This is a genomic window from Mesorhizobium sp. WSM3866 (assembly GCF_002294795.1).
Classification (GTDB): domain Bacteria; phylum Pseudomonadota; class Alphaproteobacteria; order Rhizobiales; family Rhizobiaceae; genus Mesorhizobium.
Genome location: NZ_NSGC01000006.1, coordinates 233014 through 258716, shown reverse-complemented (window position 1 = coordinate 258716; position 25703 = coordinate 233014). Strand labels below are relative to the sequence as shown.

Annotated in this window: 20 protein-coding genes; 10 read left to right on the top strand and 10 right to left on the bottom strand. The window is 65.0% G+C overall.

The window, feature by feature from the left end; genetic code table 11:
* The first annotated feature begins 79 nt into the window (after positions 1-79).
* Genes CK222_RS16325 through CK222_RS16285 form a run of 9 tightly spaced genes read left to right on the top strand, consistent with a single transcriptional unit; the run spans position 80 to position 10792 of the window.
* Complete coding sequence (locus CK222_RS16325) at positions 80-1480, top strand: MmgE/PrpD family protein (protein WP_095801040.1); 1401 nt, start codon at positions 80-82, stop codon at positions 1478-1480.
* On the top strand, positions 1470-2711 hold the full coding sequence (locus tag CK222_RS16320; protein ID WP_095801039.1) for an FAD-dependent oxidoreductase: 1242 nt from the start codon (positions 1470-1472) through the stop codon (positions 2709-2711). The genes CK222_RS16325 and CK222_RS16320 overlap by 11 nt, the downstream gene beginning before the upstream one ends.
* A 2-nt stretch (positions 2712-2713) precedes the next feature.
* Positions 2714-2971 carry a sarcosine oxidase subunit delta gene (locus tag CK222_RS16315; protein ID WP_066989149.1) on the top strand — a complete coding sequence of 86 codons (258 nt, stop codon included), beginning with the start codon at positions 2714-2716 and terminating at the stop codon, positions 2969-2971.
* Positions 2968-5811 (top strand): 2Fe-2S iron-sulfur cluster-binding protein, encoded by a 2844-nt coding sequence (locus tag CK222_RS16310; RefSeq protein ID WP_095801038.1) that lies wholly within the window; start codon positions 2968-2970, stop codon positions 5809-5811. The genes CK222_RS16315 and CK222_RS16310 overlap by 4 nt, the downstream gene beginning before the upstream one ends.
* A gap of 2 nt (positions 5812-5813) precedes the next feature.
* Positions 5814-6413 carry a hypothetical protein gene (locus CK222_RS16305; protein ID WP_095801037.1) on the top strand — a complete coding sequence of 200 codons (600 nt, stop codon included), beginning with the start codon at positions 5814-5816 and terminating at the stop codon, positions 6411-6413.
* Positions 6410-7327: a dihydrodipicolinate synthase family protein gene (locus tag CK222_RS16300; RefSeq protein WP_095801036.1), complete on the top strand. Its 918-nt coding sequence runs from the start codon at positions 6410-6412 to the stop codon at positions 7325-7327. The genes CK222_RS16305 and CK222_RS16300 overlap by 4 nt, the downstream gene beginning before the upstream one ends.
* 1 nt (position 7328) lies before the next feature.
* A complete protein-coding gene (locus CK222_RS16295) occupies positions 7329-8297 on the top strand; it encodes a D-2-hydroxyacid dehydrogenase (RefSeq protein ID WP_095801035.1) in 969 nt (322 codons plus the stop codon).
* Positions 8298-8310: 13 nt separating this feature from the next.
* On the top strand, positions 8311-9855 hold the full coding sequence (locus CK222_RS16290; protein ID WP_095801129.1) for a trimethylamine methyltransferase family protein: 1545 nt from the start codon (positions 8311-8313) through the stop codon (positions 9853-9855).
* Between the two features lie 34 nt (positions 9856-9889).
* Entirely contained in the window at positions 9890-10792 is a 903-nt protein-coding gene (locus CK222_RS16285) for an SMP-30/gluconolactonase/LRE family protein (protein WP_176477655.1), read from the top strand.
* Positions 10793-10869: 77 nt separating this feature from the next.
* On the opposite strand, the gene CK222_RS16280 is transcribed toward CK222_RS16285, so the two are convergent.
* From CK222_RS16280 to CK222_RS16235, 10 genes are all read right to left on the bottom strand, one after another.
* Entirely contained in the window at positions 10870-11643 is a 774-nt protein-coding gene (locus tag CK222_RS16280) for a glucose 1-dehydrogenase (protein ID WP_067327509.1), read from the bottom strand.
* Positions 11644-11653: 10 nt separating this feature from the next.
* A complete protein-coding gene (locus CK222_RS16275; RefSeq protein WP_095801033.1) occupies positions 11654-12988 on the bottom strand; it encodes a dihydroorotase family protein in 1335 nt (444 codons plus the stop codon).
* A gap of 8 nt (positions 12989-12996) precedes the next feature.
* On the bottom strand, positions 12997-13935 hold the full coding sequence (locus CK222_RS16270) for a polysaccharide deacetylase family protein (protein ID WP_095801032.1): 939 nt from the start codon (positions 13933-13935) through the stop codon (positions 12997-12999).
* 11 nt (positions 13936-13946) lie between these two features.
* A complete protein-coding gene (locus CK222_RS16265; protein WP_095801031.1) occupies positions 13947-14972 on the bottom strand; it encodes an NAD(P)-dependent oxidoreductase in 1026 nt (341 codons plus the stop codon).
* Positions 14973-15002: 30 nt separating this feature from the next.
* Positions 15003-15767 carry an SDR family oxidoreductase gene (locus tag CK222_RS16260; protein WP_095801030.1) on the bottom strand — a complete coding sequence of 255 codons (765 nt, stop codon included), beginning with the start codon at positions 15765-15767 and terminating at the stop codon, positions 15003-15005.
* Positions 15764-17014 carry an MFS transporter gene (locus CK222_RS16255; protein WP_095801029.1) on the bottom strand — a complete coding sequence of 417 codons (1251 nt, stop codon included), beginning with the start codon at positions 17012-17014 and terminating at the stop codon, positions 15764-15766. The genes CK222_RS16260 and CK222_RS16255 overlap by 4 nt, the downstream gene beginning before the upstream one ends.
* Positions 17011-19089, bottom strand: a complete 2079-nt coding sequence (locus CK222_RS16250; RefSeq protein WP_095801028.1) for an ABC transporter ATP-binding protein — start codon at positions 19087-19089, stop codon at positions 17011-17013. Before CK222_RS16250 ends, CK222_RS16255 begins: the two co-directional genes overlap by 4 nt.
* On the bottom strand, positions 19086-19967 hold the full coding sequence (locus CK222_RS16245; RefSeq protein WP_245299494.1) for an ABC transporter permease: 882 nt from the start codon (positions 19965-19967) through the stop codon (positions 19086-19088). Before CK222_RS16245 ends, CK222_RS16250 begins: the two co-directional genes overlap by 4 nt.
* A complete protein-coding gene (locus CK222_RS16240; RefSeq protein ID WP_066989127.1) occupies positions 19964-20977 on the bottom strand; it encodes an ABC transporter permease in 1014 nt (337 codons plus the stop codon). Before CK222_RS16240 ends, CK222_RS16245 begins: the two co-directional genes overlap by 4 nt.
* A 77-nt stretch (positions 20978-21054) precedes the next feature.
* A complete protein-coding gene (locus CK222_RS16235; protein WP_095801128.1) occupies positions 21055-22728 on the bottom strand; it encodes an ABC transporter substrate-binding protein in 1674 nt (557 codons plus the stop codon).
* A gap of 500 nt (positions 22729-23228) precedes the next feature.
* On the opposite strand from CK222_RS16235, the gene CK222_RS16230 reads away from it, so the two are divergent.
* Positions 23229-25649, top strand: coding sequence for an FAD-dependent oxidoreductase (locus tag CK222_RS16230; RefSeq protein ID WP_095801027.1), 2421 nt, complete (start codon positions 23229-23231; stop codon positions 25647-25649).
* Positions 25650-25703: the final 54 nt, after the last annotated feature.

Below are 25703 nucleotides of genomic sequence, written 5' to 3'. Positions count from 1 at the left end.
AAACTAATTACGTGCCTGGCCCATGAGACCAAATTATTCGTAGTTATCTTGGAGCGATCGGGACGCGAAAGGTGGCGCCATGGACCAGCGGACGGCGGAAGGTGAGTCTGCTTCCACCGTATTTGCCCGTGTTGCCGACTTCGTGCTGCGCAGGTCGGCCGGCGCGTTCCCGCGCGACGTTCTGAAATCGGCAGCCCTCCAGTTCCTCGACACGATGGGCATTGCCATCGCCGCCGGCCCGATGCAGGCCGGACAAATCGCGCGCGATGCCGCGGTTATGCTCTACGGTTCCGGCGCCGACCGGCACGCGGCGAGGATGATCTTCGACGGCAGGCGCGCCAGCATGGCCGGCGCCGCCTTCGCGGCGGCGACCCAGACCGACAATCTCGACGGCCATGACGGTTACCCGCCGACCAAGGGGCACATCGGCGTGGCGGTTATCCCGGCGCTGCTTGCGCTCGCAGAAGAAAAGCCTGAGTTGACCGGCCCCGAGGCGCTGGCCGCGATCGTCGTCGGCTATGAGATCGCGGGGCGGGCCGGCATTGCGCTGCACGCAACCGTCTCCGATTATCACACCTCCGGCGCGTGGAATTCTCTTGGCGTGGCGGCGGTCGCGGCCCGCCTGCTTTCGCTTGACGACGATCAACTGCGCCATGCTTTCGGCATCGCCGAGTATCACGGACCGCGCAGCCAGATGATGCGCGAGATCGCAACGCCGACCATGCTGCATGACGGCTCAGGCATGGGGGCGCTGGTCGGCCTGTCGGCCGCCGTGCTTGCCGAAGCCGGTTTCGCCGGCGCGCCGGCGATCACGGTCGAGGCGCCGGAGGTCGCGGCACATTGGGATGACCTCGGCCTGTTCTGGCAGATGACCCGGCAATACATAAAACCGTATCCGGTCTGCCGCTGGGCCCACGCGGCGATCGACGCGACGCGCGCGCTTTGCCTGCAGCATGGGCTTCGGCCGGAAGACATACGCAAAGTCCATGTCAACAGCTTCCACTATGCGGCGACGCTGTTTGCCGGCATGCCGGACACGACATCAAAGGCGCAGTACAGCCTGCCCTTCGCCGTGGCCACGATGATCCACTATGGTCGAATCGGCGTGGAGCACATTTCGGGCTCGGGTCTGCGCGATGCCGCCGTCGCGGATTTGCTGAAGCGCGTCGAGGTGAACGAGGCGGCGAAGCACAGCGACCGTTTCCCCGCCGGGCGCTGGGCCGACGTGCAGATCGAGACGGTTGACGGCCGGCAGCTGGAGTCCGGAGATGTCCACGCACGCGGCGGCCCCGAAGCCCCGTTCAGCGAAGACGATATCGTCGCCAAGTACATCGAGTTTGCGTCGCCCGTTCTCGGCTCGACCAGGGCCGCCGCGATCCGGGACGGTATTCTCGGCCTGACCGACGCCGACCACCGGTTTTCCGAGGTGACCGCTCTGGTCTACGATCCTCCTGGCGGCCAGGGCAGCCATGCCGCTTAGGCTTCTCAAATACGGGCTTAGCCGCGACTATCCGGTGACGGGCGACATTCCTGCGACGCCTGAGCTGAAGCCGTCCTATGACGTGGTCATCGTCGGTGGCGGCGGGCATGGCTTGGCCTGCGCGCATTATCTGTCGAAATACCATGATATCGCCAGCATCGCGGTGCTCGAAAAAGGCTATCTGGCCGGCGGCAATACCGCACGCAACACCACGACGATCCGCTCCAATTACATCACCCAGGAAGGCGTCGCCTTCTACAAGGAAGGCGTTTCGCTCTTCGAAGCGCTGTCGCAGGAACTCGACTTCAACGTCATGTTCTCGCAGCGCGGCCAGCTGACGCTCGCACACACGGAAGCGACGCTGCGCGCCTTCCATCTGCGCGCCGAGATGGGCAAGCATATGGGCACGCGCACCGAGGTGATCGACGCAAAAGAGGTCGAGAAGCTGGTGCCCGAACTCAACATGGATCGCGGCGGCGCGCTCGAGATCCTCGGCGGCCTCTGGCATGCCGATGGCGGCACGGCCCGCCACGATGCGGTTGCCTGGGGCTTCGCCGCGCAGGCCTCGCGCCGCGGCGCCGAAATCCACCAGCGCACCGAAGTTCAAGGCTTTGAGGTCGAGACCGGTCGGGTGCGCGCTGTGGTGACGAACCGCGGACGGATCGCCTGCGGCTCCGTGCTCATCGCCGCCGGCGGCATGAACTACGATGTCGCCATGATGGCCGGCGTGGAACTGCCGATCCGCTGCTACCCCTTGCAGGCAATGGTGACGCAGCCGCTGAAGCCCTGGCTGCACACGCTGGTCTCGTCCGTGTCGCTGCACACCTATCTGGTGCAATCCTCGCGCGGCGAGATCGTCATCGGTGGCGGCTCGGATCCGTACCAGCTCTATTCGACCCGCTCGACGCTGGACATGAAGGAGCATCTGGCGGAAGGCGCCGTGCATCTCTTTCCCTTCCTGCAAAGTGTGCGGCTGCTGCGGCAATGGGCCGGCATCACCGACATGACGCCGGACTACAGCCCGATCATGGGCGCCAGCCCTCTCGCCAATCTGTGGCTCGATTGCGGCTGGGGCACCTGGGGCTTCAAGGCGACTGCGGTCGCCGGCAAGCGCATGGCGGAAACCATCGCCAGGGGCCGGGTTCCCGACCTGCTGAAGCCGTTTGCGCTGGAGCGCTTCGAGAAGTTCCGACTGCTCAACGAAATGGGCGCCACGGCGGCGAGCCACTGACCATGAAGCTGCTTGACTGCCCCATGAACGGCCCGCGCAACATCGACGAATTCCAGTCCTTCGGTCCGCTGCGGCAGGCGCCCGATGCGGATGCTGCCGCCGACGCTGAGTGGGCAAGGCATCTCTTTCGCGCGGACAATCGAAAAGGTGTAGTGGTCGAGTGGTGGCGGCACGTGCCGAGCAACTTCTTCTTCCTCGCCGAGCGCGACGTCGTCACCAACGAAATCATCCGCACCTATGCGCCTGGGAGCCGGCCATGACGCGGCTTGGCACGCCATACGGCTCGCGCCTCGACCGGACGCGGCCTGTCCGCTTCACCTTCGAAGGCAAGGCTTATCATGGCTTTGCCGGCGACTGCATCGCCAGCGCGCTGGCGGCCTCGGACCAGTGGGTCCTGTCGCGCTCGTTCAAATACCACCGGCCGCGCGGCATCATGACCATGGCCGGCGCGGAAGCGAACACGCTGGTGCAATTGCCGTCGGAGCCGAATGTTCCCGCCGACCTGACGCCGCTCCAGGACGGCATGATGGTGACGGCGCAGAACGTCAACGGCTCCCTGGAAAACGACCGCGATGCGGTGATCGACCGCTTTGGACGTTTCCTGCCGGTCGGCTTCTACTACCGCACCTTCATGGGTCCGAGACAGGACAGCTGGCTCCGCTTCTGGGAGCCGATGATCCGTCGCAAGGCGGGGCTCGGGATCGTCGACGTCAAGGCGCCGCATCTGAGTTTCGACAAGGCGCATCTTCACTGCGACCTGCTGGTCGTCGGCGCGGGGCCGGCGGGTCTATCGGCTGCGATCTCGGCCGCACAAGCCGGCGCCGACGTGCTGTTGTGCGACGACAATCCCGAAATTGGCGGTTCGCTGACCTATCGCCGCTGCGATCCGGGCATATTGTTCAGTCTGGCAGCCAAGGCAGCCAAGCTCCCCAATCTGCGCATCATGACCGGCACCATCTGCAACGGCTGGTATGAGGACAATTGGCTGCCGCTGATCCAGGGCAACCGGCTCTACCGAACCCGCGCCCGCGAGGTTGTCCTGGCGACAGGCGCCATCGAGCAGCCGGCGGTGTTCCGCAACAACGATCTGCCTGGCATCATGGCCGGCGGCGCCGTGCAACGATTGCTCCGCCATTACGCGGTGCAGCCTGGCCGGCGGGCAGTCGTGCTGGCCGCCAATGACGATGGCTACGACTGCGCGCTGGATCTGGTCGAGGCTGGCGTCGAACTGGCCGCGATCGTCGATCCTCGGCCAAATGCCGGCGACCGCGCCGGTGAGCTTCGGGCCAGAGGGATAGGGATCCTCGCAGGCGCCCCGATCGAGGAAGCTTCCGGGACGCGCGGCAACAAGCACGTCGCGCGAGTCCGCATTGGCAGCCGCTGGATCGACTGCGATCTCGTGGCGGTCTCCGTCGGCTCGGTGCCTGCCTGGCAGTTGCCCTGCCATGCGGGAGCGAGGGTCGGCTACGACGATGCGACGGCGCGAATGACGCTCAGTCTGCCGGTGGGCGCGGCCGTCCGGCTGGCAGGCGCCGTTGCCGGCAAATCGCGGTTGCAGTCTGCGATGGCCGACGGCCGCCGCGCCGCGCGCGAGGCTCTGGAGCGGCTCGGCCACGGCGATCCTCCTGACGTGCAGAACGAATACGAGCCCGAGCCAGCTGCCTGGGCACAACCGCTCGCCGGCAACGCAAAAGGTCGCGACTTCGTCGATTTCGATGAGGATCTGCAGGTCAAGGACCTCAGGAATGCGGTCAAGGAAGGCTATCGCGAACTCGAACTGGTGAAGCGCTTTTCCACCGTCGGCATGGGGCCGAGCCAAGGCAGGCATTCGGCGCTCGCCACGGCGCGGATTGTCGCGACGGGGCGCAGGGTTGGCGAGGTGGGCATCACCACGGCGCGGCCGCCGACCGGACCGGAGAAGCTCGGCGTGCTCGCCGGCCATCACGAGCCGTTGGAGCGGCGCACCGCGCTGCATGCGCGCCATCTCGCACTCAACGCTCGCATGAAGCCGATCGGTGCCTGGTGGCGGCCGTATTTTTACGGGCCGGAAGACCGGATAGACCGCCTGGTCCGCGAAGAGATCGCCGCGGTCCGCAACGGCGTCGGCATGCTCGACGTGTCGACTTTGGGCAAGCTGGAGATCCGCGGTCCTGACGCCGGCGCCTTCCTCGATCGGATGTACACGATGGCGCATGCCAACCAGCGCGTCGGCCGGGTCCGCTACTGCCTGATGCTCAACGAGATGGGCACGGTTATCGATGACGGCGTCGCCTATCGTCTCGCCGATGACCTGTTCTACGTCACCGCGACGACCGGCGCCGTCGCCCGCGTGCAGGCCGACATGCTGTTCTGGAATGCGCAGTGGCGGCTGAAGGTCGACGTGCTCAACGTCACGGCAGCATTTTCCGGCATGAACGTCACCGGCCCGAAGGCGCGTGAGGTCTTGCAGGCGCTAGATGGCGACATCGATTTCTCGCGCGACGCTTTCCCCTATCTCCACGGGCGCGAAGGCATGCTGGCCGGCCTGCCGGTGCGTGTGATGCGGATCGGCTTCACGGGCGAGGTGAGCTACGAGCTGCACTGTCCTTCGAGCTATGCGGTCGCGCTGTGGGACGCTTTGTCCGAGGCCGGCAAGCCGCATGGCTTGCGTCCCTATGGACTCGAGGCCTCGCGCATGCTGCGGCTTGAAAAGGGGCATATCCTGATCGGCCAGGATACCGACGCGCTGACCACGCCCAACGAGCTCGGTTTCGGCTGGGCGGTTTCGAAGAAGAAGCCCTTCTTCGTCGGCAAGCGGTCGATCGAGATGCGGACGAGGCTTGGCGAAAGGCGCCGGCTCGTCGGCCTCTCTTTCGAGGGTGCAAGCAATATCCCCGGCGAGTCCTGCCTGGTGCTGCGCGGCGGCAACCCGGTTGGGCAGATCACTTCGATTGGCTTCTCGCCAACGCTTGGCCACACAATCGCGCTGGCCTATGTCCATATCGACGACGCTGCTCCCGGCAGCAAGGTCACGGTGAAGTGTCGCAGCGGCGAATTGGTGCAGGTGCCGGTGATCGGTCACGCCTTCGTCGATCCGCAGAACGTCCGGCAGGAGATGTAACGATGGCCGGTCTTGCCATGCGGACATTTCCCCTGTCGCCGAACGGCTCGGCCGCTGAAGCAGTTCTGCCAAATGGGCAGCTGATAGTGACCGATCTGGCGGCCCGATCGCGCTTCGGCATCAAGGGTCCGGGCAGTTCAGCCTGGCTCGAAGCGCAGGGTCTCTCCTTACCGCCCGTCAATCGCATCGCCATACAGGGCGGCGTCAGGCTGCTAAGACTTGGCAGCGAAGATTTCCTGGCGATTGACGATATAGGGGCCGGTGGCGCCGCCGCAAAGCTTATAGCCGACTGGCAGGTCGAGAAGGACCCGCGCGGCTATTGGTCCTGGCGCGAGGAGGGCTGGAGCTGGATGCGACTTTCCGGCCAGTCGGCAGAAGCGGTGATGGCGAGGCTTTGCGCACTGGACCTCAGGCCTGCCCGTTTTGCCGATGACGAGATCGCGCAGACGCGCGTCGCCCATCTCGAAGCCGTGCTTGTGCGCAGCGTGGGGGGCTTCGACATCTTCTTTGACATCGCCTCGACAGCATTCTTTATCAGAACAGTCGACGCGGCGGCGCAGCTCGCCGACGGCGACACGACGACCCGGGAGAACCATCGATGAACAGCGTACAAGGCGTCATTGCGCCCATCCTGACGCCCTTCGACAAAGACGGCAGCGTCGCCCGCGATCTGTGGGTCAACCATGCGAAATGGGTGCTTGCTCAGGGCGCGCATTACCTTTCGCCGTTTGGGACGACCGGCGAGGCGCTGTCGCTGTCGCCGCGCGAACGCATGCAAGCCCTGGAGTGGCTGGCCGAGGCCGGCATCCCGGCCGATAAGATGATGCCCGGCACAGGCGTTACCGCGCTGCCCGAGACGCTCGAACTCAGCCGGCATGCCCTGGAACTCGGCTGCGCTGGCGTCATGGTGCTGCCCTCGTTCTTCTACACCGCGGCGGGCGATGACGGGCAGGCGCGCTACTATTCGGAACTGGTCGAGAAAGTCGCCAGCCCGAAGCTCAAGCTGATCCTCTATCACATCCCGCAGAATTCCGGGGTGCCGGTATCGCCGGTGCTGACGGCGCGGCTCAACGCGGCATTTCCCGAAACCGTTGTCGCCTACAAGGACAGTGCCGGGAACTGGGACAACACCGCCGCCGTGATCGCGGCGGCGCCCAACGTCTCCGTCTTCCCGAGTTCCGAGGGCCAGCTTACCCAAGGCCTGGCCGCCGGCGCGGCGGGCTGCATTTCCGCTTCCGTGAACCTCAACGCCAGGGCTATCCGCGCCGTCTATGACGGCGCGCGCGCCGGCCGCGACGTCTCGGCCGCCGATGCCGCCATAAAGGAATTTCGAAAGGCGGTTCAGACCGCCGGGCTGATCGGCGGCATGAAAGCGGCACTTGCCGTGCGCTCCGGCGACCAGCGCTGGCTCAATCTGCGCGCGCCGCATGAGAACACCAGCCCGCAGGCAGGCAAGGCTTTGCTCGAGGCGCTGGGTTCTCTTGCCGATCACATTCCAGGTCCGAGGCGGGGCTGAAATGTCCGCGCGGCCGACAATCATCGTCAGCAGCGACGCGCCGGACGGGCCGATTGCGGTGCTGGCGGAAACCCATCCAGATATCAGGGTGCTTGGCTGCGACAGCTATGAGGCGCTTCCCGACCTGATTGCGGACACCGGCGCCGAGGTGGTGTTCACCATCAAATTCGACCGGGGATCGCGCTATCCGCGTGCGGCGCTGGTCGAGAGCCCAACCGTGCGCTGGGTTTCGGTCGGCGGCTCCGGCACGGATCACCTGCGCCCCTGGAATCCGACAAAGGTGACGATAACCAATTCGGCCGGCGTCGCCGCCGACATGATGGCCGAATATGTCTTCGGCGCGATGCTTTCCTTCTCGCTCGGCCTGCGCGGCTTCGCGCGCGAGCAGGCTGCCAGGAGTTGGACGGCCGGCAAGGTCGAGCCGATCCAGGGCAAGACGCTGCTGATCCTTGGGCTCGGCAAGACGGGGCAGGCGGTCGCCATCCGGGCCAGGGCCTTCGGCATGACGACCCTGGGCGTGCGCGCCAGCCCGAAACCGACCGACCACATCGATGAGGTGCACGGCATGGCCGACCTGCCCAGCCTGTGGGGTCGTGCCGATTTCATCTTGTGCGCCGTGCCACTGCTCGAAAGCACACGTGGCATTGTGGGCAGCGAAGCCTTCTCGGCGATGAAGCCTTCGGCGGTGCTGATCGACGTTTCCCGCGGCGGCGTCGTCGACGAGGCGGCGCTCCTTGCGGCGCTCGACGGTGGCCGGATCAAGGGCGCGGCGCTCGACGTCTTCGCCGTCGAGCCGCTGCCGCCGGCGCATCCGCTGTGGGGCTACGAGAACGTGATCGTCACGCCGCATTGCTCGTCCGTCTACGACGGCTGGGACGTGAAGTCGGCACGCACGTTTGCCGAGAATCTCACCCGCTACCGGCGTGGCGAGCCTTTGGCGAATGTCGTCGATCCGGGACGCGGCTATTAAGGAGGACAGGCCGATGACAGCGCATGACAGGCGAAGCGGCGGACGGCGCACCAGAGCGGCCGGGCGCAGTGGCGGCGGCATTGCGCAACTGCCCTGGCAGCGCGTCACAAACCCCTACGCGCCGATGCAGATCCTCGACGAGGAGCAGATGGACAAGCTCCACCGGACCTCGATGCGTATTTTGTCCGAACTCGGCATCCGCGTCATGGGCGAGAAGGTGCTGGGTATCTTCGAGGCCGCGGGCGCCATCGTTGATCGGGCCGAGAACACGGTGCGGATCGACGAGAGTATCGTCAGAGAAGCGCTTAGGAACGCGCCATCGTCCTTCTCGCTAAGCTCGCGCAATCCGGACAAGCAGATCCGCATCGGCGGCAATTCGCTGGTGTTCGGGCTGGTCGCCGGGCCGCCCAATGTGCATGACCGCATCAACGGCCGCCGGCAGGGCAATCTGGCTGACTATGAGAACTTCATCCGCCTCGCGCATCATTTCAACGCCATCCATATCATCGGCAACCAGGTGGTGGCGCCTATGGAGCTGCCGGCGAATTCGCGCCATCTCGACACCTATCGCGCCAATCTCACGCTGTCGGATCTGAGCTTCCATTGCTCGGCGATCGGCCGCGGCCGCGCCATGGATAGCATCGCCATGACGGCGATCGCACGCGGCACGACCATCGAGGCACTGCGCAATTCGCCGGGGGTCACGACGATTATTTCCGTCAACTCGCCGCGCCTGTTCGACGAGGCGATGGCCGAAGGCCTGATCGCCATGGCGGAGCACGGCCAGCCGGTGACGATCACGCCCTTCACCCTGATGGGCGCCATGACCCCGGTGACGCTGGCCGCGGCTCTTGCGCAGCAGAATGCCGAGGCCCTGTTCGGCGTGACGCTGACGCAGCTGGTCAATCCCGGCACGCCGGTGATGTATGGCGCCTTCACGTCCAATGTCGACATGCGTTCCGGCGCGCCTGCCTTCGGCACGCCGGAGAACGCCAAGGCCAACATCGTCGCCGGACAGCTGGCGCGGCGCTATAACCTTCCCTACCGCACCTCCAATGCCAATGCCTCCAATGTCGTCGACCTGCAGGCGGCCTATGAGACCGAGATGGCGACCTGGGGCGCGGTGCTCGGCGGCGCGAACCTGATCTATCACGCCGCCGGATGGCTGGAGGGCGGGCTGACAGCCTCCTACGAGAAGCTCGTCCTCGACGTCGAGATCCTGCAGAACATGATGGAGTTCCTGCGGCCGATGCCGTTCGAGGAGGACGACCTCGGCTTCGAGGCGATCAAGGCCGTGCCGACCGGCGGACATTTCTTCGGGTCGGAGCACACCATGGCGCGCTACCAGACCGCCTTCTACCGGCCGATGCTGTCCAATTGGCAAAATTACGGCAGCTGGCAGGAAGCGGGCGGCCACGATGCGCTGGAGCGGGCGACGCAGCTCTGGCAGCAGGCACTCAGCGACTACGAGAAACCGGTTATGGATCCAGCCATCCGCGAGGAGCTGGACGCCTATGTGGCGCGCCGCAAGGAGGAGATCGGCGCCGGCGAGCCCTAAGCGCCTGGATTTCAACGAAAGAAAGGGGAAGCGCATGACAAGACAGCATTTGCTGGGCACAGTGTTAGCCCTCGCTCTTACCGCATCGGCACACGCCGCGAACGTCAAGGTGATCAATGACGACGCTTGGTTCGCCGAGGGCCCGATCTGGTACCAGGACAAGCTCTTCTACGTCGAATACGGCCGCGGCACTGTGGACGTTTGGGACGGCAAGAAGAACGCGATTTTCTGGAAGATGGATGGCTGCGGCCCTTCGGCCGTGCTGCCGACCGCGACGGGCGAATTCGTCGTCACCTGCTACGACAACAACACGATCGGCCGCATCTCGGCCGACGGCAAGACGCTGCCGGCCTACGACAAGGAGACCGACGGCAAGCCGTTCAGCGGCCCCAATGATTTCGCGCCGGACAAGGAGGGCGGCATCTACTTCACCGGCTCCGGCAAGGGCGGTCCGCTGATCGACGCGTCGGCCTACTACGTCGGCAAGGACGGCAGCGTGAAGAAGGTGGCTGGCGACCTGCACAATGCCAATGGGCTGGTCATGTCGAACGACGGCAAGATGCTCTACCTGGTCGAAACCGAGGACAACCGCATCATCGAGTTCGATGTCGGGGCCGATCACAGCTTGAGCAACCGTCGCGTCTTCCTTCGGCTCGACGATCTGTTCCCGAACCAGCCGCATATCTGGCCGGACGGCATCAAGATGGACAAGGCTGGCGAGATGTATATCGGCCAGAGCCCGCGCTCCCTCGACGCGCCGGGCAAGATCATAGTGGTGGACAAGGACGCCAAGCTCTTGCGCACGCTTTCGGTGCCGTCGCCGTCCATGCCGAACTTCGCCTTCGGGCCCGATGAAAAGGAGCTTTACGTGATGGCCCTCGACCAGATCGATGCAGCACCTTGGCACGGCAAGGTCTACGAAGTGCCGAATAAGTAGCTGCGATCGTGGTGATCGTCGGATAGGAAGGAGGCTGGCCGCTTTGCAGCCGGCCTTTGCTTTCGCGCGATGACCGCTCAGCCGGCCATCCAGCCGCCGTCCACCATCAGGTTGATCCCGGTGACGTATGTCGCAAGGTCGCTGGCCAGGAAAAGCGCCGCGCCGGCGACATCGTTCGGCTCGCCAAGCCGCGGCCATGGCGTGCGGCGGCGCGAATAGTCGAGCGCATCAGGGTCGTTGGCGATGCCCGGCTTGCCGGTGATGATCTTGCCGGGAGCTATCGCATTGCAGACGATCAGGTCCTCGGCGTGATCGACCGCGATCTGGCGCGTCATCTGCACGATCGCGCCCTTGCTGACCGAATAGGGGAAATCGCCCGGGCAGGCGACCATACCGTGCTGCGAGGCGATATTGATGATGCGCCCGCGTACGCCGTTGACCGGCTCCTGCCTGAGCATCTGCAGCACCGCCTGTTGCGAGCAGTAGAAGAAGCCGGTGACGTTGACGTCGATCACCTTCGCCCATTGCTCCGGCGTGGTCTGGAGCAGATTGGTCGAGGTATAGACCGCGGCGTTGTTGACTAGGATATCGAGCCGCCCGAACCGGTCCACCGCCTGCCGCATCATGGTTATGACGGCCTGCTGATCGGCGATGTCCGTGGAGATGAAGATCGCCTCACCGCCAGCCGCTTCGATCAGCCGGACAGTTGTTTCGCCGCCTTCGATAGCTTCCTCGCGCGTATCGGCGACCACCACCTTCGCGCCGTCCTGCGCGTAGCGTTGCGCGATGGCGCGGCCGATGCCGGAGCTCGCGCCGGTGACAATGGCAACCTTGCCGTCCAGAAGACCCATCTTGCCTGCCTCAGCTTTCCCACCGCACCACTTGGCCTTGTCCCGGGTTGACCAGCGCGCCGTCACGCGTGATTTCCTCGCCGCGCAGGAACACCTGCCGCAAGGTGGCTGAAACGCTCCAGCCGTCAAACGGCGTGTAGCCGGCCTTTGACTTCTGGTCGGCATCGCGGATGGCAAAGGTTCGCGTCGGGTCGATGATGAGGATGTCGGCATCGTGGCCGACGGCCAGCCTGCCCTTGCGCCGGCCAAGCCCGAACCGGTCGGCCGGATTGGCCGCGCACAGGCGCGCGATGTCGCGCAGCCCAATCAGGCCTTCGTCGACGAGCTTGAGCATGACGGAGAGCAGCGTCTGCAGTCCGGGCATACCGCCCGGGATGTCCGCGAAAGCCGGATAGCTGGCGGCCTTCTCGGCAGGGCTGTGTGGCGCATGATCGTTGGCGATGATGTCGATCAGCCCGGCCGCTACAGCCTCGCGGAGGCGCTGCACATCTTGCCTTGTCCGGAAAGGCGGTGATCCCTTCAGCCGCGCGCCTTGCTTTTCGTAATCGTCCGCACAGAAGAACAGGTTCTGGGGTGTCGTCTCGACGCTGGCATCGGCAAGATCGCGCAGGCGCCGCCAGGTCTCGACGCCGAGCGCCGAGTTGATCTGGCGGACATGAACGCGCGCGTCGGTCTCGGCCGCCGCCAGCAGCGCCCGCGCGATGCCGTTGGCCTCGGCCAGTGGGGGCCGGCTTTCGCGGAACGCTGCGATGTCGCCAGAATGAACGCGCGCGGCGCTGCCCACCAGCAGCGATTGATCGCCGGGCGAGATGCCGACGATCGTCTTGAGCGCTCTCATCCGCTTCAGCGCGTGAAGAACGGTGTCCACCGTCGGAAAAAGAAACGGCTCTGGGACATCCGCCGTGAAAAGCTCGAACGACACCGGGGCAAGCGCCGCGAGCCTTTCGAGACCGTCCAGCCTCTCGCTGACAACAGCCTGGAAGCCGACATCGACGTTGAGCTTGCCTTCGGCCATCGACATCTTCTCGGCAAGCTGGTCTGCCGTCGCCGTCCAGGGCTCGTCGGTCGGCATGTCGAGCACCGTCGTCACGCCGCCGAGCGCAGCCGCATGCGTGCCCGACGAGAAGTCTTCCTTGTGGGTCAGTCCCGGTTCGCGCAGATGCGCGTGCCCATCGACGAGACCGGGCAGCAGCATACAGCCGCTTGCGTCGATCACCTTCCGCGCTTCGGCCGCGTCTCCTGGCTGGATCAGGGCCGCGATCCTGCCGGCGTTGATGGCAATGTCGCGGCGGGCTTCGCCATCTGCGTTGACGATCGTCGCGCCGGTGATGAGTGTTTCGAACATTCCGCTGTTCAGCCGGCACGCTTGCCGGCAAACGTCCGGTGATTGTCCAGCCAGTACCGCGCGATGTCGGCGCGCCGCATGAAGATCGCCCCCGGCGTCTTTTGCACGTGCTCGATCACCTCGCGCAGGCCGGACGCCCGGTTCGGCTGGCCCATCCAGCGCGCGTGCACGCAGATGTTGAGCATCCGTCCGCCCGTCCCTTCGGCCTCCCACAGCATGTAATCGATGGCCGAGCGGCAATCCTCGGCGAAGTCGCGCGGATTGCTGTAACCCGGCGCGATGAGGAAGCGGCTGTCGTTGAGCGTCTTGGAATAGGGCACGACGAGGATTCTCTCCTCGCCATGGTCGACGAAATAGGGCAGCTCGTCGTTGCAGGGATCGGAGTGGTAGAGAAAGCCGCCCTCGCGCACCAGCAGATCGCGGGTGTTGACGCTTGGAAACGAGCGGCAGTTCCAGCCGAGCGGCCGCCGGCCAAGCACCCTCTCGTAAAGTGCGATCGCTTCGTGCAACTGCCGCTCCTCTTCCTCGCGCGGCATGCCGGGATAATCGGTCCAGCGCAGCCCGTGACCGAGCAGGTCGTGACCGCGCGCATTCATCCACTCGGCGACGGCGGGATTCTTCTCCAGCGCCACTGCGCAAGCCGACACCGTGATCGGCACATCGTAGCGGTCGAACAGCCGAGCCAACCGCCAGACGCCGGCCCGGCTGCCGTATTCGAAATGCGTTTCGGTGCCGAGGTCGCGATGCAGTGAAAGGCCGGGGTTGTTGTATTCGCCCCAATTGTCGTTGCGGCCGTCATCCAGCCAGTTGTACTCCGACCCTTCCTCGTAGTTCAGCACGAGATTGATCGCGACTGTCGCGCCGCCCGGCCAGGTGACATAGGGCGGGTTCGGTCCATAGCCGACGAAGTCGCGCGGCTGGACCGGTTGTGAGGCAGCGCTTGTCATGGCAATCCCTCTCACTTCGTCTCGTTGGCCGAAATCCAGTCCATATAGGCGTGGAACGCCTCCTTGCCCGGGCGCGGCCGCCATGCCGTATCGCGCATGATCCTCGCAATGTCGTAGGCGCCCCACATGCCGCCTTTCAGCGACACGTCCTGTACGATATTGGCGTCTTCTCCGGGCGTCATCTCAACCTTCAGCGCCGGATTGCGCTCCTTTGCCCAGGCGATGATCTCTCCGATGGTCTGGCTGGAGCCGGAGCCGATATTGTAGTGGCGGTAATTGAGGCGCGGCGCATCGAGCAGCGCGAGGATCGCGGCAGCGACATCTGTCGAGGCAAGATAGTCGCCCACCGGCTCCAGACTGTTCGGCCGGATCGTTTCGCCGGCCAGGGCCATGTGCGCAACACGGTTGGGGACATGGCGGAAGTTGCGGCTCTCGGTCGCGCGATCCATCGGGCCGTAGACGGAAGCAAGCCGGACCGAAACCGCCGACAGGCCGAACAGGTCGGCATAGCGGTTGGTCACCATCTCGGAGGCGAATTTGGAGATGCCGTAAAGCGTCAAGGGCGCGACGTAGCCGTCCTCCGGCAGCGGCTCGCCGCTCCAGTCGGGGCCATTGTGCCGATAGATGGCTCCCGAACTGACATAGACGAAGCGCTTGACGTTGGCCCGCGCGCGTGCCCATTCGAGCATGCGCACGGTGCCCATGAGGTTGATATCGACGATGCGAGCCGGGTCCTCGGCCTCCGGCTGGCGCTTGGCCTCCGAGGCGCTGCCGCGCGAAATCGGTGTGATGGTCGCGCCATGTACGATCGCGGTGACGTGCTCGTTGTCGAGCGCGCCGGACCACCCCGTCGGATCGAGGATATCCGCGCTGATCACTTTGAGCCGGTCGCGCACCGGAGCGAAATGCCTTTCGGCCGCGGCGTCGAGGCCGGCGCGATCCAGGATGACGGCGCACGCGCCAGGGTCGCGGTCCAGCCAGGCACGCGCCACCACGCTCATGACGAAGCCGGTGCCGCCTGTGACGAGAAGGGTCATGTCTTGGAGCCTCCTATGCTGGAAATTGATTCAACGCACCGCATAGCCGCCATCCACCAGGAGGTCCGTGCCGGTGACGAAGGAAGCGTCGGACGAAAGCAGAAAGGCGCAGGCGGCTGCGATCTCTTCGGGCTCGGCAATTCGTCCGAGCAGATGCGCAGGTCCTAGACCCTTGTCGGCCGCCTCCAGACTGGACCAGCGCTGCAGCAGGCGGGCGGTCGCGACCGCTCCGGGCGACAGGCTGTTCACCCGGATGTTCTGATCCGCATGGTCGATCGCCATCGCCTTCGCCAAATGCACAAGCCCCGCCTTCGCCGCGCAATAGGCCACCGCCTTGCCGACGGCGACGCGCGCGAATTGCGAGCCGATGAAGACGATCGACCCGCCGCCGCTCGATGCCATCAGCGGCACCGCGAATTTGGAGATCAGGAACGCGCCGGTCAGGCTGACGTCGACTTCCAGCCGCCACTTGTCGACTGCAAGGTCGGCGACGGTGCCGTCGGTCGAGGGAGCCGCGGCGTTGTGGACCAGACCGTCCAGCCGGCCGAATGCTTGAGCTGTCGCGTCGACAGCATCTTGGACCGAGTCCGGATCGGTGACATCACAGTCGACAGCCAGAGCATTCGGCCCAAGGCTGGCGGCAAGCGCCTTCGTCGATGCTGTGTCCCGATCCGAGCAGGCGACACGGGCTCCCTCGTCGGCGCAGCGGCGCGCGATCGCCGCGCCGATGCCGCTCGCGGCGCCCGTGATCAGAACGAACTTGCCATCCAGACGGTGGGGAAGGGCGCTGTTCACGGCTCGCCTCCGCACGGCTGCGCAACCGCTACACTGACCGGGCGCCGCCGCAGATTGATGCAAGCCGCAACCGCCACCAGAATGCCGCCGGTGCCGAGCACAAACAGCATGGCCTGCGGCGCGGTACGCTCCATCAGTCCCGCGGCGAGACCCGGCGTCAGGATGTTGCCGATCGAATAGAGCAGAAGCAGCGTCCCCGAAGCCGCCACCATGTGCCGGCTGTGCATGCGCGAATTGGCGAAGGCGATGGCCACAGGATAGACCGTGAGCGCGGTTGCTCCATAGAGGAAGAACAGCAGGAAGAGCAGCGGTAGCGGTCCGCTGCCCAGCCAGGCGATAGAGGCGCATAGCGACACGGAAAGCAGTCCCTGGACAAGCAGCATGATGCGCCTGTCGAACCGGTCGGACAGCCATCCGATAGGCGTCTGCGCCAGCATGCCGGCAATGCTGACGGTCGTCACCAGGCCGACAGTGGCGGCGGCGGACAGTCCGATCTTGGCGCCGTAGATTGGCGTCAGCACGAAGATGTTCATGTTGGTGATGCCTGCCTGGAAGATGCTGACCACCGTTACCGGAGCGAGACGCAGCAACTGGATGACGCCGTAGCGTTCGTCATGCGCCGGGATATCGGCCAGGGACGGCTCGGTTTGCTCGGCGGGCAGGGCAGGCCAAGGCCTGGAGACAAACCGTGCAAGCGCCGACAAGAGCACCGTCGCCGCGCTGACGGCGAACAAATGCGGCGAATGCGCGCCGACGATCTCCAGCAGCAGCTGTCCGAACAGCACCGCGACCGCCGTCGTCAGCATGTAGATGGAAAACAGCCTGCCGCGATTGTGCTGGTCGGCATAGAGGTTGATCCAGCTTTCGCAGACAACGAACATCGCCGCCATGGCAAGGCCGCCGAGCAGTCGGAAGCAGAGCCATGCCGGCATGGAATCGGTGAGCGCGAACCCCGCGGCGGCGAGGCTTGCAAGCACGGTTATGGCGAAGAAGGCGCGCTCATGGCCGACGCGCGACACCAGCGGACGCGCGACGAGGCAGCCGATGAGAAATCCGACCGGGTAAGCGGTCAGCACCAATTGCACTTCGGAGGGGTCGATTCCCGGCGCGCTCAATGCAAGCGAGACCGCGGTGGTCAGCATGGCGCTGCCGGTGCCGGCCAGGCAGATGCGCGCCATGATCGACAGGATGGCGCGCGACCGTTCGGCCTGACGCCAGAGGCGGCCCAGTGAAGCTGGCCTCGTCATGAACGGTCGCTCGCCTCGTCCGGATGCCTGGGACTCTCCAGCGCTTCCGCCGGAATGTGGCAGGCGATCTCGTGCGTGGCGGACATCCTGCGGATCGGTGGCGGTTCCCTGTCGCAGATCGAACCCAGCTTGCGATGGCAGCGACTGGCAAAGCGGCAGCCGCGCGGGACATCGACGGGGCTCGGCGTGTCGCCGGTCAGCGTGATGCGGTTGCGCTCTGCCCCTTCCGGTTTGGTGCTGCGGATCGCCGAGATCAGCGCCTCGGTGTACGGATGGGTCGCACCGCCGAAGATCTCCTCGACGGTGCCTTTTTCCATCACCTTGCCGAGATACATCACCACGACCTTGTCGGCGACGTGGCGCACCAGCGCCAGGTCATGGCTGATGAACAGCATCGTCGCATGCCGGGTCTTCTGGATGTCGAGCAGCAGCGTCACCACGGCCGCCTGCACGGAGACATCCAGCGCCGACACAGGCTCGTCGGCGACGATCAGCGACGGATCGGAGGCGAAGGCGCGGGCGATGGCGATGCGCTGCTTCTGCCCGCCGGACAACTGGCTCGGCCGGCGGGCGGCGAAGTCCGGCGAAAGCCGGACCATCTCCAGCAGCTCGCGCATGCGCTGGTCGATGGCCGCCTTGCCCTTGCGGATGCCGAACTTCTTCAGCGAGCGACGGATCGAGAAGCCGGCGCTGTGCGACGGATTGAGCGTCGAGTCCGGGTTCTGGAACACCATCTGGATCGATTGCAGCAGGGGCTTCGGCCGCGCGCTCGCTTCGATCGCGGCGATGTTTTCGCCAGCCATGCGGATTTCGCCCGAAGTGGCGCGGTCGAGGCCGGTGACGATACGCGCCAGGGTCGACTTGCCGCAGCCGGATTCGCCGACCAGCGCGACGATCTCGGCCTTGCCGGCCTCGAAGGATACGGCCTCATTGGCCTTCAGCGTCTTGTGGTAACCGAGGTGATAGAACTTGGTGATGTCGGAGAAAGTGATCTCGGCTGCCGGTGCCGCACTCTCGCCGGATAGCGGCGGAAGCTCGCGATGAGCCACCTCGAGTTCGGGCCAGCGCACGCAGCGCACAACATGCCGCTCGCCGACCGGTTCCAGCGTCATGCCGGGCCGGTCGCACAGGCCGGCGCGGAAACCGGCGCAGCGCGGACCAAACAGGCAGCCGCGCGGCCGCTCCGACGTCAGCGGGATATGGCCCGGAATGGCGGCAAGCGTGCGACTGTGCTTGCCGTGCCCGATATCGGGAATGCAGTCGATCAGCCCTTGCGTGTAGGGATGGCGTGGCCGGCCGAACAGCTCGCACGTCGGCGCCTCCTCGACCAGCTCGCCGGAATACATGATGCCGACCCGGTCGCAGCTTTCGGCGATCAGACCGAGATTGTGCGAGATGAACAGCAGGCTGGTTCCATAGCGACGGCGCAGCTCGCCGATCAGATCGATCACCGCCGACTCCACCGTCACGTCGAGACCGGTGGTCGGCTCGTCGAGCAGGAGCAGCGACGGCCGCCCGAGCAGCGCCATGGCGATGACGACGCGCTGCTGCTGGCCGCCCGAAAGCTGGTGCGGATAGCGCTTCAGCATGTCGCCGGCATCGGGCAGGCGCACGTCTTTCAGCATGGCGGCTGCCATGTCGAGCGCCTCGACGCGACTTGCGCCGAGATGAAGCATCGGCACCTCGGCAAGCTGCGCGCCGATCGTCTTGACCGGATTGAGCGCGCTCATCGGGTCCTGATAGACCATGGCGATGCGCCGCCCGCGTATGGCGCGAAGCTTATGCGCCGGTGCGTTGACCAGTTCCTCGCGTTCGAAGCGGATACTGCCGCTGGCGACGACGCCTGTCGCACCGAGATAGCCCATGATCGCCATCGCCGTGGTGCTCTTGCCGCAGCCGGATTCGCCGACCAGCCCGAAGCTTTCGCCGGGCTTCACCTCGAAAGACAGCTTCGGCACCGCAACGATCGTCTCGGCCTTCCCGCGAAACTCGATGCGCAGATCTCGGACAGCGAGGAGCGGCGTCTCGGACGCACGCTCGCCTTTCGTCGAAATTGGCTCGGCGACCATCGTCATGGCTTCCAGGCCTCCCGCAGGCCGTCGGCCAAAAGATTGAAACCCAGAACCAGGCTGACGATGGCGATTGAGGGCAGCACCGACATCAAAGGCCAGACGTTGAGCACCGTCGTGCTTTCCTTGACCATGCCGCCCCAGTCGGGATTGGGCGGCGGCAGGCCAAGGCCAAGGAAGCCGAGGATGCCGATGGTGATGATGGTGTAGCCGATGCGCAGACAGGCATCGACGATCAGCATGCCGCGGCAGTTGGGCAACAGCTCGACAAGCATGATGTATAAAGTACTTTCGGCGCGCAGCCTTGCGGCGGCGATGTATTCCTGCTCCTTCAGGCCGAGTACCAGCCCGCGCGTTATTCGCCCGATTCCTGGCGCCGAGGCAATCGTCGTGGCGATGACGATGTTGATTATCGATGGCCCGATATTGGCGATCAGGATGACGTAGAGGACCAGCACCGGGAAGGCGAGGATGATGTCGGAAAGGCGGCTGATCACGGCATCGATCCAGCCGCCGTAATAGCCGGCGATCATGCCGAGCGTGATGCCGACGATCATGGCGACCGCAACCGAAAGCGGCGCGACGACCAGCACGGTGCGGGCGCCGAAGATCAGGCGAGACAGCTCATCGCGGCCGAGAATGTCGACGCCGAGCCAATGCGCCGCCGATGGCGTCGGGTCGGCTAGCGCCATCACATCCTGCTCGGTCGGAGAATAGAGCGGCAGCACCGGTGCGAGGATCGCCGCAAGCACCCAGAAGCCGACCAGGAACAGCCCGACCAGTGCGGTAGGCGAGCGCAGGATGCGCGCCCATTTCAGGCGTGCCCTGCCCGTTGCCTTGACGGCTGTCGCCTCCATAGCTCTTTGCTCGACCAGTGCGCTCATCGCAATCTTATGCGTGGATCGAGCAGCATGTAACCGAGATCGCCGACGAATTGCGTCGTGACCGCGATGGCGACGGTGATCAGCGTGGCCGCCTCGATGGTCGCGATGTCGCCGAACAGGCTGGCATCGAGCAGCAGCCGACCGAAGCCGGGATAGGCGAAGACGAGTTCGGTCACCACCACGCCGCTGATCAGGAAGTTGATCTGCAGGAGCAGCACCGTGAACGGGGCGATCATCGCGTTTCGCAGGGCATGGCCGATGACGACCTGGCGCGTGCTCATTCCCTTCAGCACCGCGGTGCGGATAAAGGGCTTTTCCATCACCCCGATCATGGACACGCGGATCATGCGCGCGACATAGCCGAAATCATAGATGACGAGCACCGCCACCGGCAGCACGAGCTGCGAGGGAACGGACCAGCCGCCCTCTGTATCGAGCGGGCTGGTGCCCGGCAGCACGGGCCAGAGAATGACGAATAGGGTGACCAGAAACACGCCCGACGCGAATTCCGGGATCGAGGTGAAGGTGATGCAGATCACCGACAGGAGCCGGTCGAGTACGCCGCCTTCCTTCAGGCCGGACAGGATGCCGAAAACGATCGACAGCGGGACGATCAGCAGAAAGGCCAGCCCGGCCAGAATCGCCGTATTGCCGAGCCGGTTCCAGATCACATCGTTGACGGGCAGCTTGTTCAGCGTCGAATAGCCGAAATTGCCGAAATACTGCGCGCCGCGCGGATCCTTGAAATTGAGCCCGGTGCTCGGGTCCTGGAGCGGATCCGGAATGATGCCGAGCAGCACGCCCGCCCAGCGCCCGTAGCGCACCAGCAGCGGATCGTCGGCCCTCAGCTTCTTGGTCAGGAAATCGACCTGCTCTTGCGTCGCGAACGGCCCGAGCGATTTGCGCGCGACGCTGCCCGGGGTGAACTCGCAGACGGCGAATACCAGAAACGACGCCGCGACCATGGTGAGCAGCATCATCGCCAGCCGTTTCGCCACGAATATTGCCATCAGCCGGACGTTTCCGTTCTGGGTGCGAGTGGAAAGGAACGCCCGGCCGTTCTGTCGCCGGCCGGGCGCAGCGTGGTCTAGGCGGAGGCGACCGCATAATCCTTGGCGAAGATGTACTGTGATGGATGCAGTTCGAAGCCCTGCACCTTCTTGTCCATGACGGTCGAGAAGATGCGCCAGAACGGCTGCACGATCGGGCCCTCGTCCTGCATGATCAGCTCGATCTTCTCCATCACCTTGCTGCGCTCCTTCGGGTCGAGAATGCCCTCGGCCTGGGTGAGCAGCTTGTCGAATTCGGCGTTCGAGAAATGCGATTCATTCCAGGCGGCATTGGAGCGGTAGGCGAGGCCGAGCGTCATGATGGCGAGCGGGCGGTGGCCCCAGGCGGTCAGGCTGAAGGGCGCGCTGGTCCACACTTCCCAGTACTGCGCGCTCGGCAGCGACTTGATGTTGGCCTTGATGCCGATGTCCTTCAGCTGTTCGGCCATCGCCTGTGTCGTGTTGAGCTCCCAGATCGGGTCGGGCCGCGTCACCAAATCCAATTCGAAACCGTCGGCATGGCCGGCGTCGGCCATCAGCTTCTTCGCCTTCTCGACGTCGCGCGGCCATTTGGGCAGCGCGGCATATTCGGGGTGCGACGGCGCCACATGGTGGTCCTCGGCCGGCGTGCCGGCGCCGAGCAGGACGGTCTGGATGATCTTGTCGCGGTCGAGCGCATGGCGCATGGCCTGGCGCACGCGCTTGTCCTTGAACTGCTCGACATCGGGATGCATGCGCATGACGATGGTCTGCGTCGTCTCGACCTTGTGGACCGAGACATGCGGGAAGGCCTTCATCGAATTGATCTGCACCGCGTCGGCTTCCGACAGGCCATCGACCTGCTTGGACGCCATCGCCGCGATGCCGGCGCCGGGATTGTCGCCGAGGTCGACGAATTCAAACGTGTCGAGATGCGCAGCACCGCCCCAATAATCGGCCCGCGCCTTGTACTTCGCGCCCTTGCCGACCGTGTATTCAACCATCTCGAAGGGACCGGTGCCGTTGGCGCTCGGGCCGAAGGCGCCGTTGTCCTTCGGATCGAGGATGAACATCGGATAGTGGAAGAGATGTTCGGCGACCGCGATCTGCGGCGAGAACAGGTTCAGCCGCACCGTGCTGTCGTCGACCTTCTCGATCGCCTTGTCGGACCAGAGCCGGCTCGACTTCTTCGGATTGCCCTTGTCGTCCTTTTCGCCGGTATCGTACTCCTCGACGAGATAGCCGGTGAACAGGCCGAGCACCGAGGAGCCGACTTTGGGATCGCTGACACGCTTCAGGTTCCAGACCACGTCGTCGGCATTAAGCGCCCTGCCGTCACGCCATTTCACCTCCTTGCGGATGTGCAGCGTCCAGGCCTTCAGGTCATCGCTGACGTCCCACTTCTCCAAGAGATAGGGGTGAGTGATGTTGTTGCGGTCGGTAAAGGTCAAATATTCGCAGACCTGGCGGATGACGTTGGATTTTTCGGCGAAGTCGGCCAGATGCGGATCCTTGATCTCCATGCAGCGCATGCCGATGCGCAAATTGCCGCCTTTCGGCAGGTCGCCGGCACGCGCTTGCGTCGCCGGGTCGATGATGCCGGCCATGGAATAGGCCGCGCCGGCCGAAAGCCCGAGCAGCGTCGACTTGCGCAAGAAGTCCCTGCGGCTGATCTCGCCCTCGTTAAGCTGATCGAGCAGTGTCGGAATATAGGGATGCGATGTCTTGTCCAAGGTCTTAACCTCCGAGTTGTCGCGATGCGCGTGCCGGACAGGGCGCTTCGGCGCTGTCTTTTCGACTGGTGCGGAACCGGTTTTGAAGGCCGCGGCGCGACCGCGCCGCCGGACCGTCAAGACGCATGGACGACGAGAGGCATGCCGGTCTGACCGGTCTGTATCCGCGCTCGGAATGCAGGTCCATGGCGGGTGGCTCCCATTGGTGGCGCCGCTGGTCGCGGCTGCTCAATTCCCCGCCAAAAGCTACACCCGGCCTCTATGCCTACAAACGAAGATTGAAGTGGCTATGACCTCGTTTTTTTTGCTCTTAACTGCCCCGAAAAGCAGCAGCCAGCCCCAATAGCAGGCTTTACAGTCGTTTCCCGAGCTTTCTACATTGCCGGCGTTCGAAAAAGTGGGGTCATGTTGTCGGCACAAGAGCCAGCACGGACCCCTGTTGTTATCCGGCCCGTCGCCCGGCCGTCCGGCTCCGGCACACAGCCACAAGGAACACGTAAATGCGGACTCATGCCCAGGCTGTTGTGATCGGCGGCGGCCTGATCGGATGCTCGATCCTCTATCACCTGACCAAGCACGGCTGGAGCGATGTCGTGCTGTTCGAGCGCGACGAGCTCACCTCGGGCTCGACCTGGCATGCTGCGGCCAATATTCACGGCTTGCACGACTCGACCAATATCAGCCGCCTGCAGCATTACACCATGGCGCTCTACAAGGAGCTGGAGAAGGAGACTGGTCAGGGCTGCGGCATCTTCCAGCCGGGATCGCTTTATCTCGCCCAGACCGAGGCGCGTGAACATCAGCTCCGGCTGCAGGAAGCCAAAGCGCGCCGCTACAAGATGAACTTCTACGAGGTCGACCGCGCGGAGGCCGAGCGGCTGCACCCGCTCGTCGACTTCGACGGCATACGCTGCATCATGTACGAACCCGAAGGCGGCAATGTCGATCCTTCGGGCGTGACGGCCTCCTACGCGGCCGGCGCGCGCCAGCGTGGCGCCGAAATCCACCGCTTCACCGCGGTGACCGGAACGGAGCAGCAGCCGGGCGGCAGCTGGATCGTGCGCACCACCAAGGCCGACGTCCGCACGCAATGGGTGGTGAACGCCGCCGGACTGTGGGCGCGTGAGGTCGGCGCGATGGCCGGGTTGGCGCTGCCCCTCATACCGACCGAGCACCAGTATTTCGTCACCGAGACCATCCCAGAGATCGCCTCGATGGGCCGGCGTCTGCCTTCGGTCGCCGACCGCGATGGCGAATATTACCTGCGTCAGGAGGGCCTCGGCCTGCTGATCGGCGCCTATGAGCGGGCGATGAAATTCTGGGCCGAGGACGGGACGCCGCAGGATTTCGGCCACGAGCTGTTCCCGGACGATCTGGAACGCATCGAGGAGAACATGATGCGCGCGATCGCCCGCGTGCCGGCGGTCGGCGCTGCCGGCGTCAAGAGGGTGATCAACGGACCGATGATCTGGTCGCCGGACAGCGCCGCGCTGTTCGGCCCGGTGCCGGAGCTGCGCAACTATTTCTGCTGCGCCGGCATCATTCCGGGCTTTTCGCAATCCGGCGGCCTCGGGCGCCTGGCGGCCGAGTGGATGATCGAGGGCGAGCCGACGCTCGACATGTTCGGCTGGGATCTCGCCCGCTTCGGCCACTGGGCGGGCAAGGCATTCGTCAAGGCGCGCGTGCAGGACCAGTACAGCCATCGCTTCAAGATCCATTTCCCAAACGAGGAGCGCGCCGCTGGGCGGCCGGTGCGCACACGGCCGGCCTATTCCATGCAGAAGGAAAACGGCGCGGTGTTCGGCCTGAACTTCGGCTGGGAGCATCCGCTGTGGTTCTCGATCGACGGTGAGCCGCGCGAGGAGACGATCGGCTTCACCAGGCAGAACTGGTGGCACCCCGTCGGCCGCGAGGCGCGCATGTTGCGCGACCATGTCGGCATCATCGACATCTCCAACTTCGCCAAATACGAGGTGAAGGGGCCGGGCGCCGAGGCCTGGCTGAACGCGCTTTTCGCCAACAAGATTCCCTCGCGGGTCGGACGATCCTGCCTGACGCCGCTGATCGGCAAGCGCGGCGGCATCGCCGGCGACTTCACCGTCACCAAGCTGGCGGAGGACGAGTATCGCGTCTTCGGCTCCGGCATGGCCGAGCGCTATCATCAGCGTTTCTTCAAGATGCTGCCCTTGCCGGAGGGCACGACGTTCCGTTCGCTCACCGAGAACATGTGCGGCTTCAACGTCGCCGGGCCGAAGTCGCGCGCGGTGCTGCAGCGCTTGACCAATGACGATTTGACGACGGCGTCGTTCCCCTTCATGGCCTCGCGCCGCATCACCGTTGCCGGACTCGATGTCATTGCGCTGCGCGTCTCCTTCACCGGCGATCTCGGCTGGGAGCTCTATTGCGAGGAGAAGGACCAGACCGCTCTTTACAACGCCCTGCTCGACGCGGCGCGTCAGGAAGGCGGCGGGCCGGTCGGCTCGCGCGCGCTGATGTCGCTAAGAGTCGAGAAGGGCTATGGCAGCTGGGGCCGCGAATACTCGCCCGAATACTGGCCGCAGGAGGTCAAGTTCGCCCGCCTTATCAAGATGGATAAGGGCGACTTCCTCAACCGCGACGCCTACGCCGCGCTGGCATCGAAGCCGGCCCGCGACGAGCTGATCATGATCTCGATCGAGGCGAAGGATGCCGACGCCACGGGCGGCGAGCCGATCTTCCTTCCCGATGGCACGCCGGTCGGCCAGGTCACGTCTGGCGCCTACGGCTATCATGTCGGGATGTCGCTGGCGCTCGGCTATGTGAAGGCGGGCTCGGTGAAATCCGGCGATGCCGTCACCGTCGCGATCCTCGGCCGGCCGCACAATGCCGTGTTGCTCGAGAGGCCGCCCTTCGATCCCGATGGCAAGCGGCTGAGGGCCTGACCGGTGCTTGCCTGCCCGGTGACCCGCAACAGCACAGCGGCGTGAGCGGCACGA

What these genes read in the sequence shown, in the direction of transcription:
- CK222_RS16325 (WP_095801040.1), top strand. Translation starts at nt 80, where the DNA reads ATGGACCAGCGGACGGCGGAAGGTGAGTCTGCTTCCACCGTATTTGCC.
- CK222_RS16320 (WP_095801039.1), top strand. Translation starts at nt 1,470, where the DNA reads ATGCCGCTTAGGCTTCTCAAATACGGGCTTAGCCGCGACTATCCGGTG.
- CK222_RS16315 (WP_066989149.1), top strand. Translation starts at nt 2,714, where the DNA reads ATGAAGCTGCTTGACTGCCCCATGAACGGCCCGCGCAACATCGACGAA.
- CK222_RS16310 (WP_095801038.1), top strand. Translation starts at nt 2,968, where the DNA reads ATGACGCGGCTTGGCACGCCATACGGCTCGCGCCTCGACCGGACGCGG.
- CK222_RS16305 (WP_095801037.1), top strand. Translation starts at nt 5,814, where the DNA reads ATGGCCGGTCTTGCCATGCGGACATTTCCCCTGTCGCCGAACGGCTCG.
- CK222_RS16300 (WP_095801036.1), top strand. Translation starts at nt 6,410, where the DNA reads ATGAACAGCGTACAAGGCGTCATTGCGCCCATCCTGACGCCCTTCGAC.
- CK222_RS16295 (WP_095801035.1), top strand. Translation starts at nt 7,329, where the DNA reads ATGTCCGCGCGGCCGACAATCATCGTCAGCAGCGACGCGCCGGACGGG.
- CK222_RS16290 (WP_095801129.1), top strand. Translation starts at nt 8,311, where the DNA reads ATGACAGCGCATGACAGGCGAAGCGGCGGACGGCGCACCAGAGCGGCC.
- CK222_RS16285 (WP_176477655.1), top strand. Translation starts at nt 9,890, where the DNA reads ATGACAAGACAGCATTTGCTGGGCACAGTGTTAGCCCTCGCTCTTACC.
- CK222_RS16280 (WP_067327509.1), bottom strand. Translation starts at nt 11,643, where the DNA reads ATGGGTCTTCTGGACGGCAAGGTTGCCATTGTCACCGGCGCGAGCTCC.
- CK222_RS16275 (WP_095801033.1), bottom strand. Translation starts at nt 12,988, where the DNA reads ATGTTCGAAACACTCATCACCGGCGCGACGATCGTCAACGCAGATGGC.
- CK222_RS16270 (WP_095801032.1), bottom strand. Translation starts at nt 13,935, where the DNA reads ATGACAAGCGCTGCCTCACAACCGGTCCAGCCGCGCGACTTCGTCGGC.
- CK222_RS16265 (WP_095801031.1), bottom strand. Translation starts at nt 14,972, where the DNA reads ATGACCCTTCTCGTCACAGGCGGCACCGGCTTCGTCATGAGCGTGGTG.
- CK222_RS16255 (WP_095801029.1), bottom strand. Translation starts at nt 17,014, where the DNA reads ATGACGAGGCCAGCTTCACTGGGCCGCCTCTGGCGTCAGGCCGAACGG.
- CK222_RS16250 (WP_095801028.1), bottom strand. Translation starts at nt 19,089, where the DNA reads ATGACGATGGTCGCCGAGCCAATTTCGACGAAAGGCGAGCGTGCGTCC.
- CK222_RS16245 (WP_245299494.1), bottom strand. Translation starts at nt 19,967, where the DNA reads ATGAGCGCACTGGTCGAGCAAAGAGCTATGGAGGCGACAGCCGTCAAG.
- CK222_RS16240 (WP_066989127.1), bottom strand. Translation starts at nt 20,977, where the DNA reads ATGGCAATATTCGTGGCGAAACGGCTGGCGATGATGCTGCTCACCATG.
- CK222_RS16230 (WP_095801027.1), top strand. Translation starts at nt 23,229, where the DNA reads ATGCGGACTCATGCCCAGGCTGTTGTGATCGGCGGCGGCCTGATCGGA.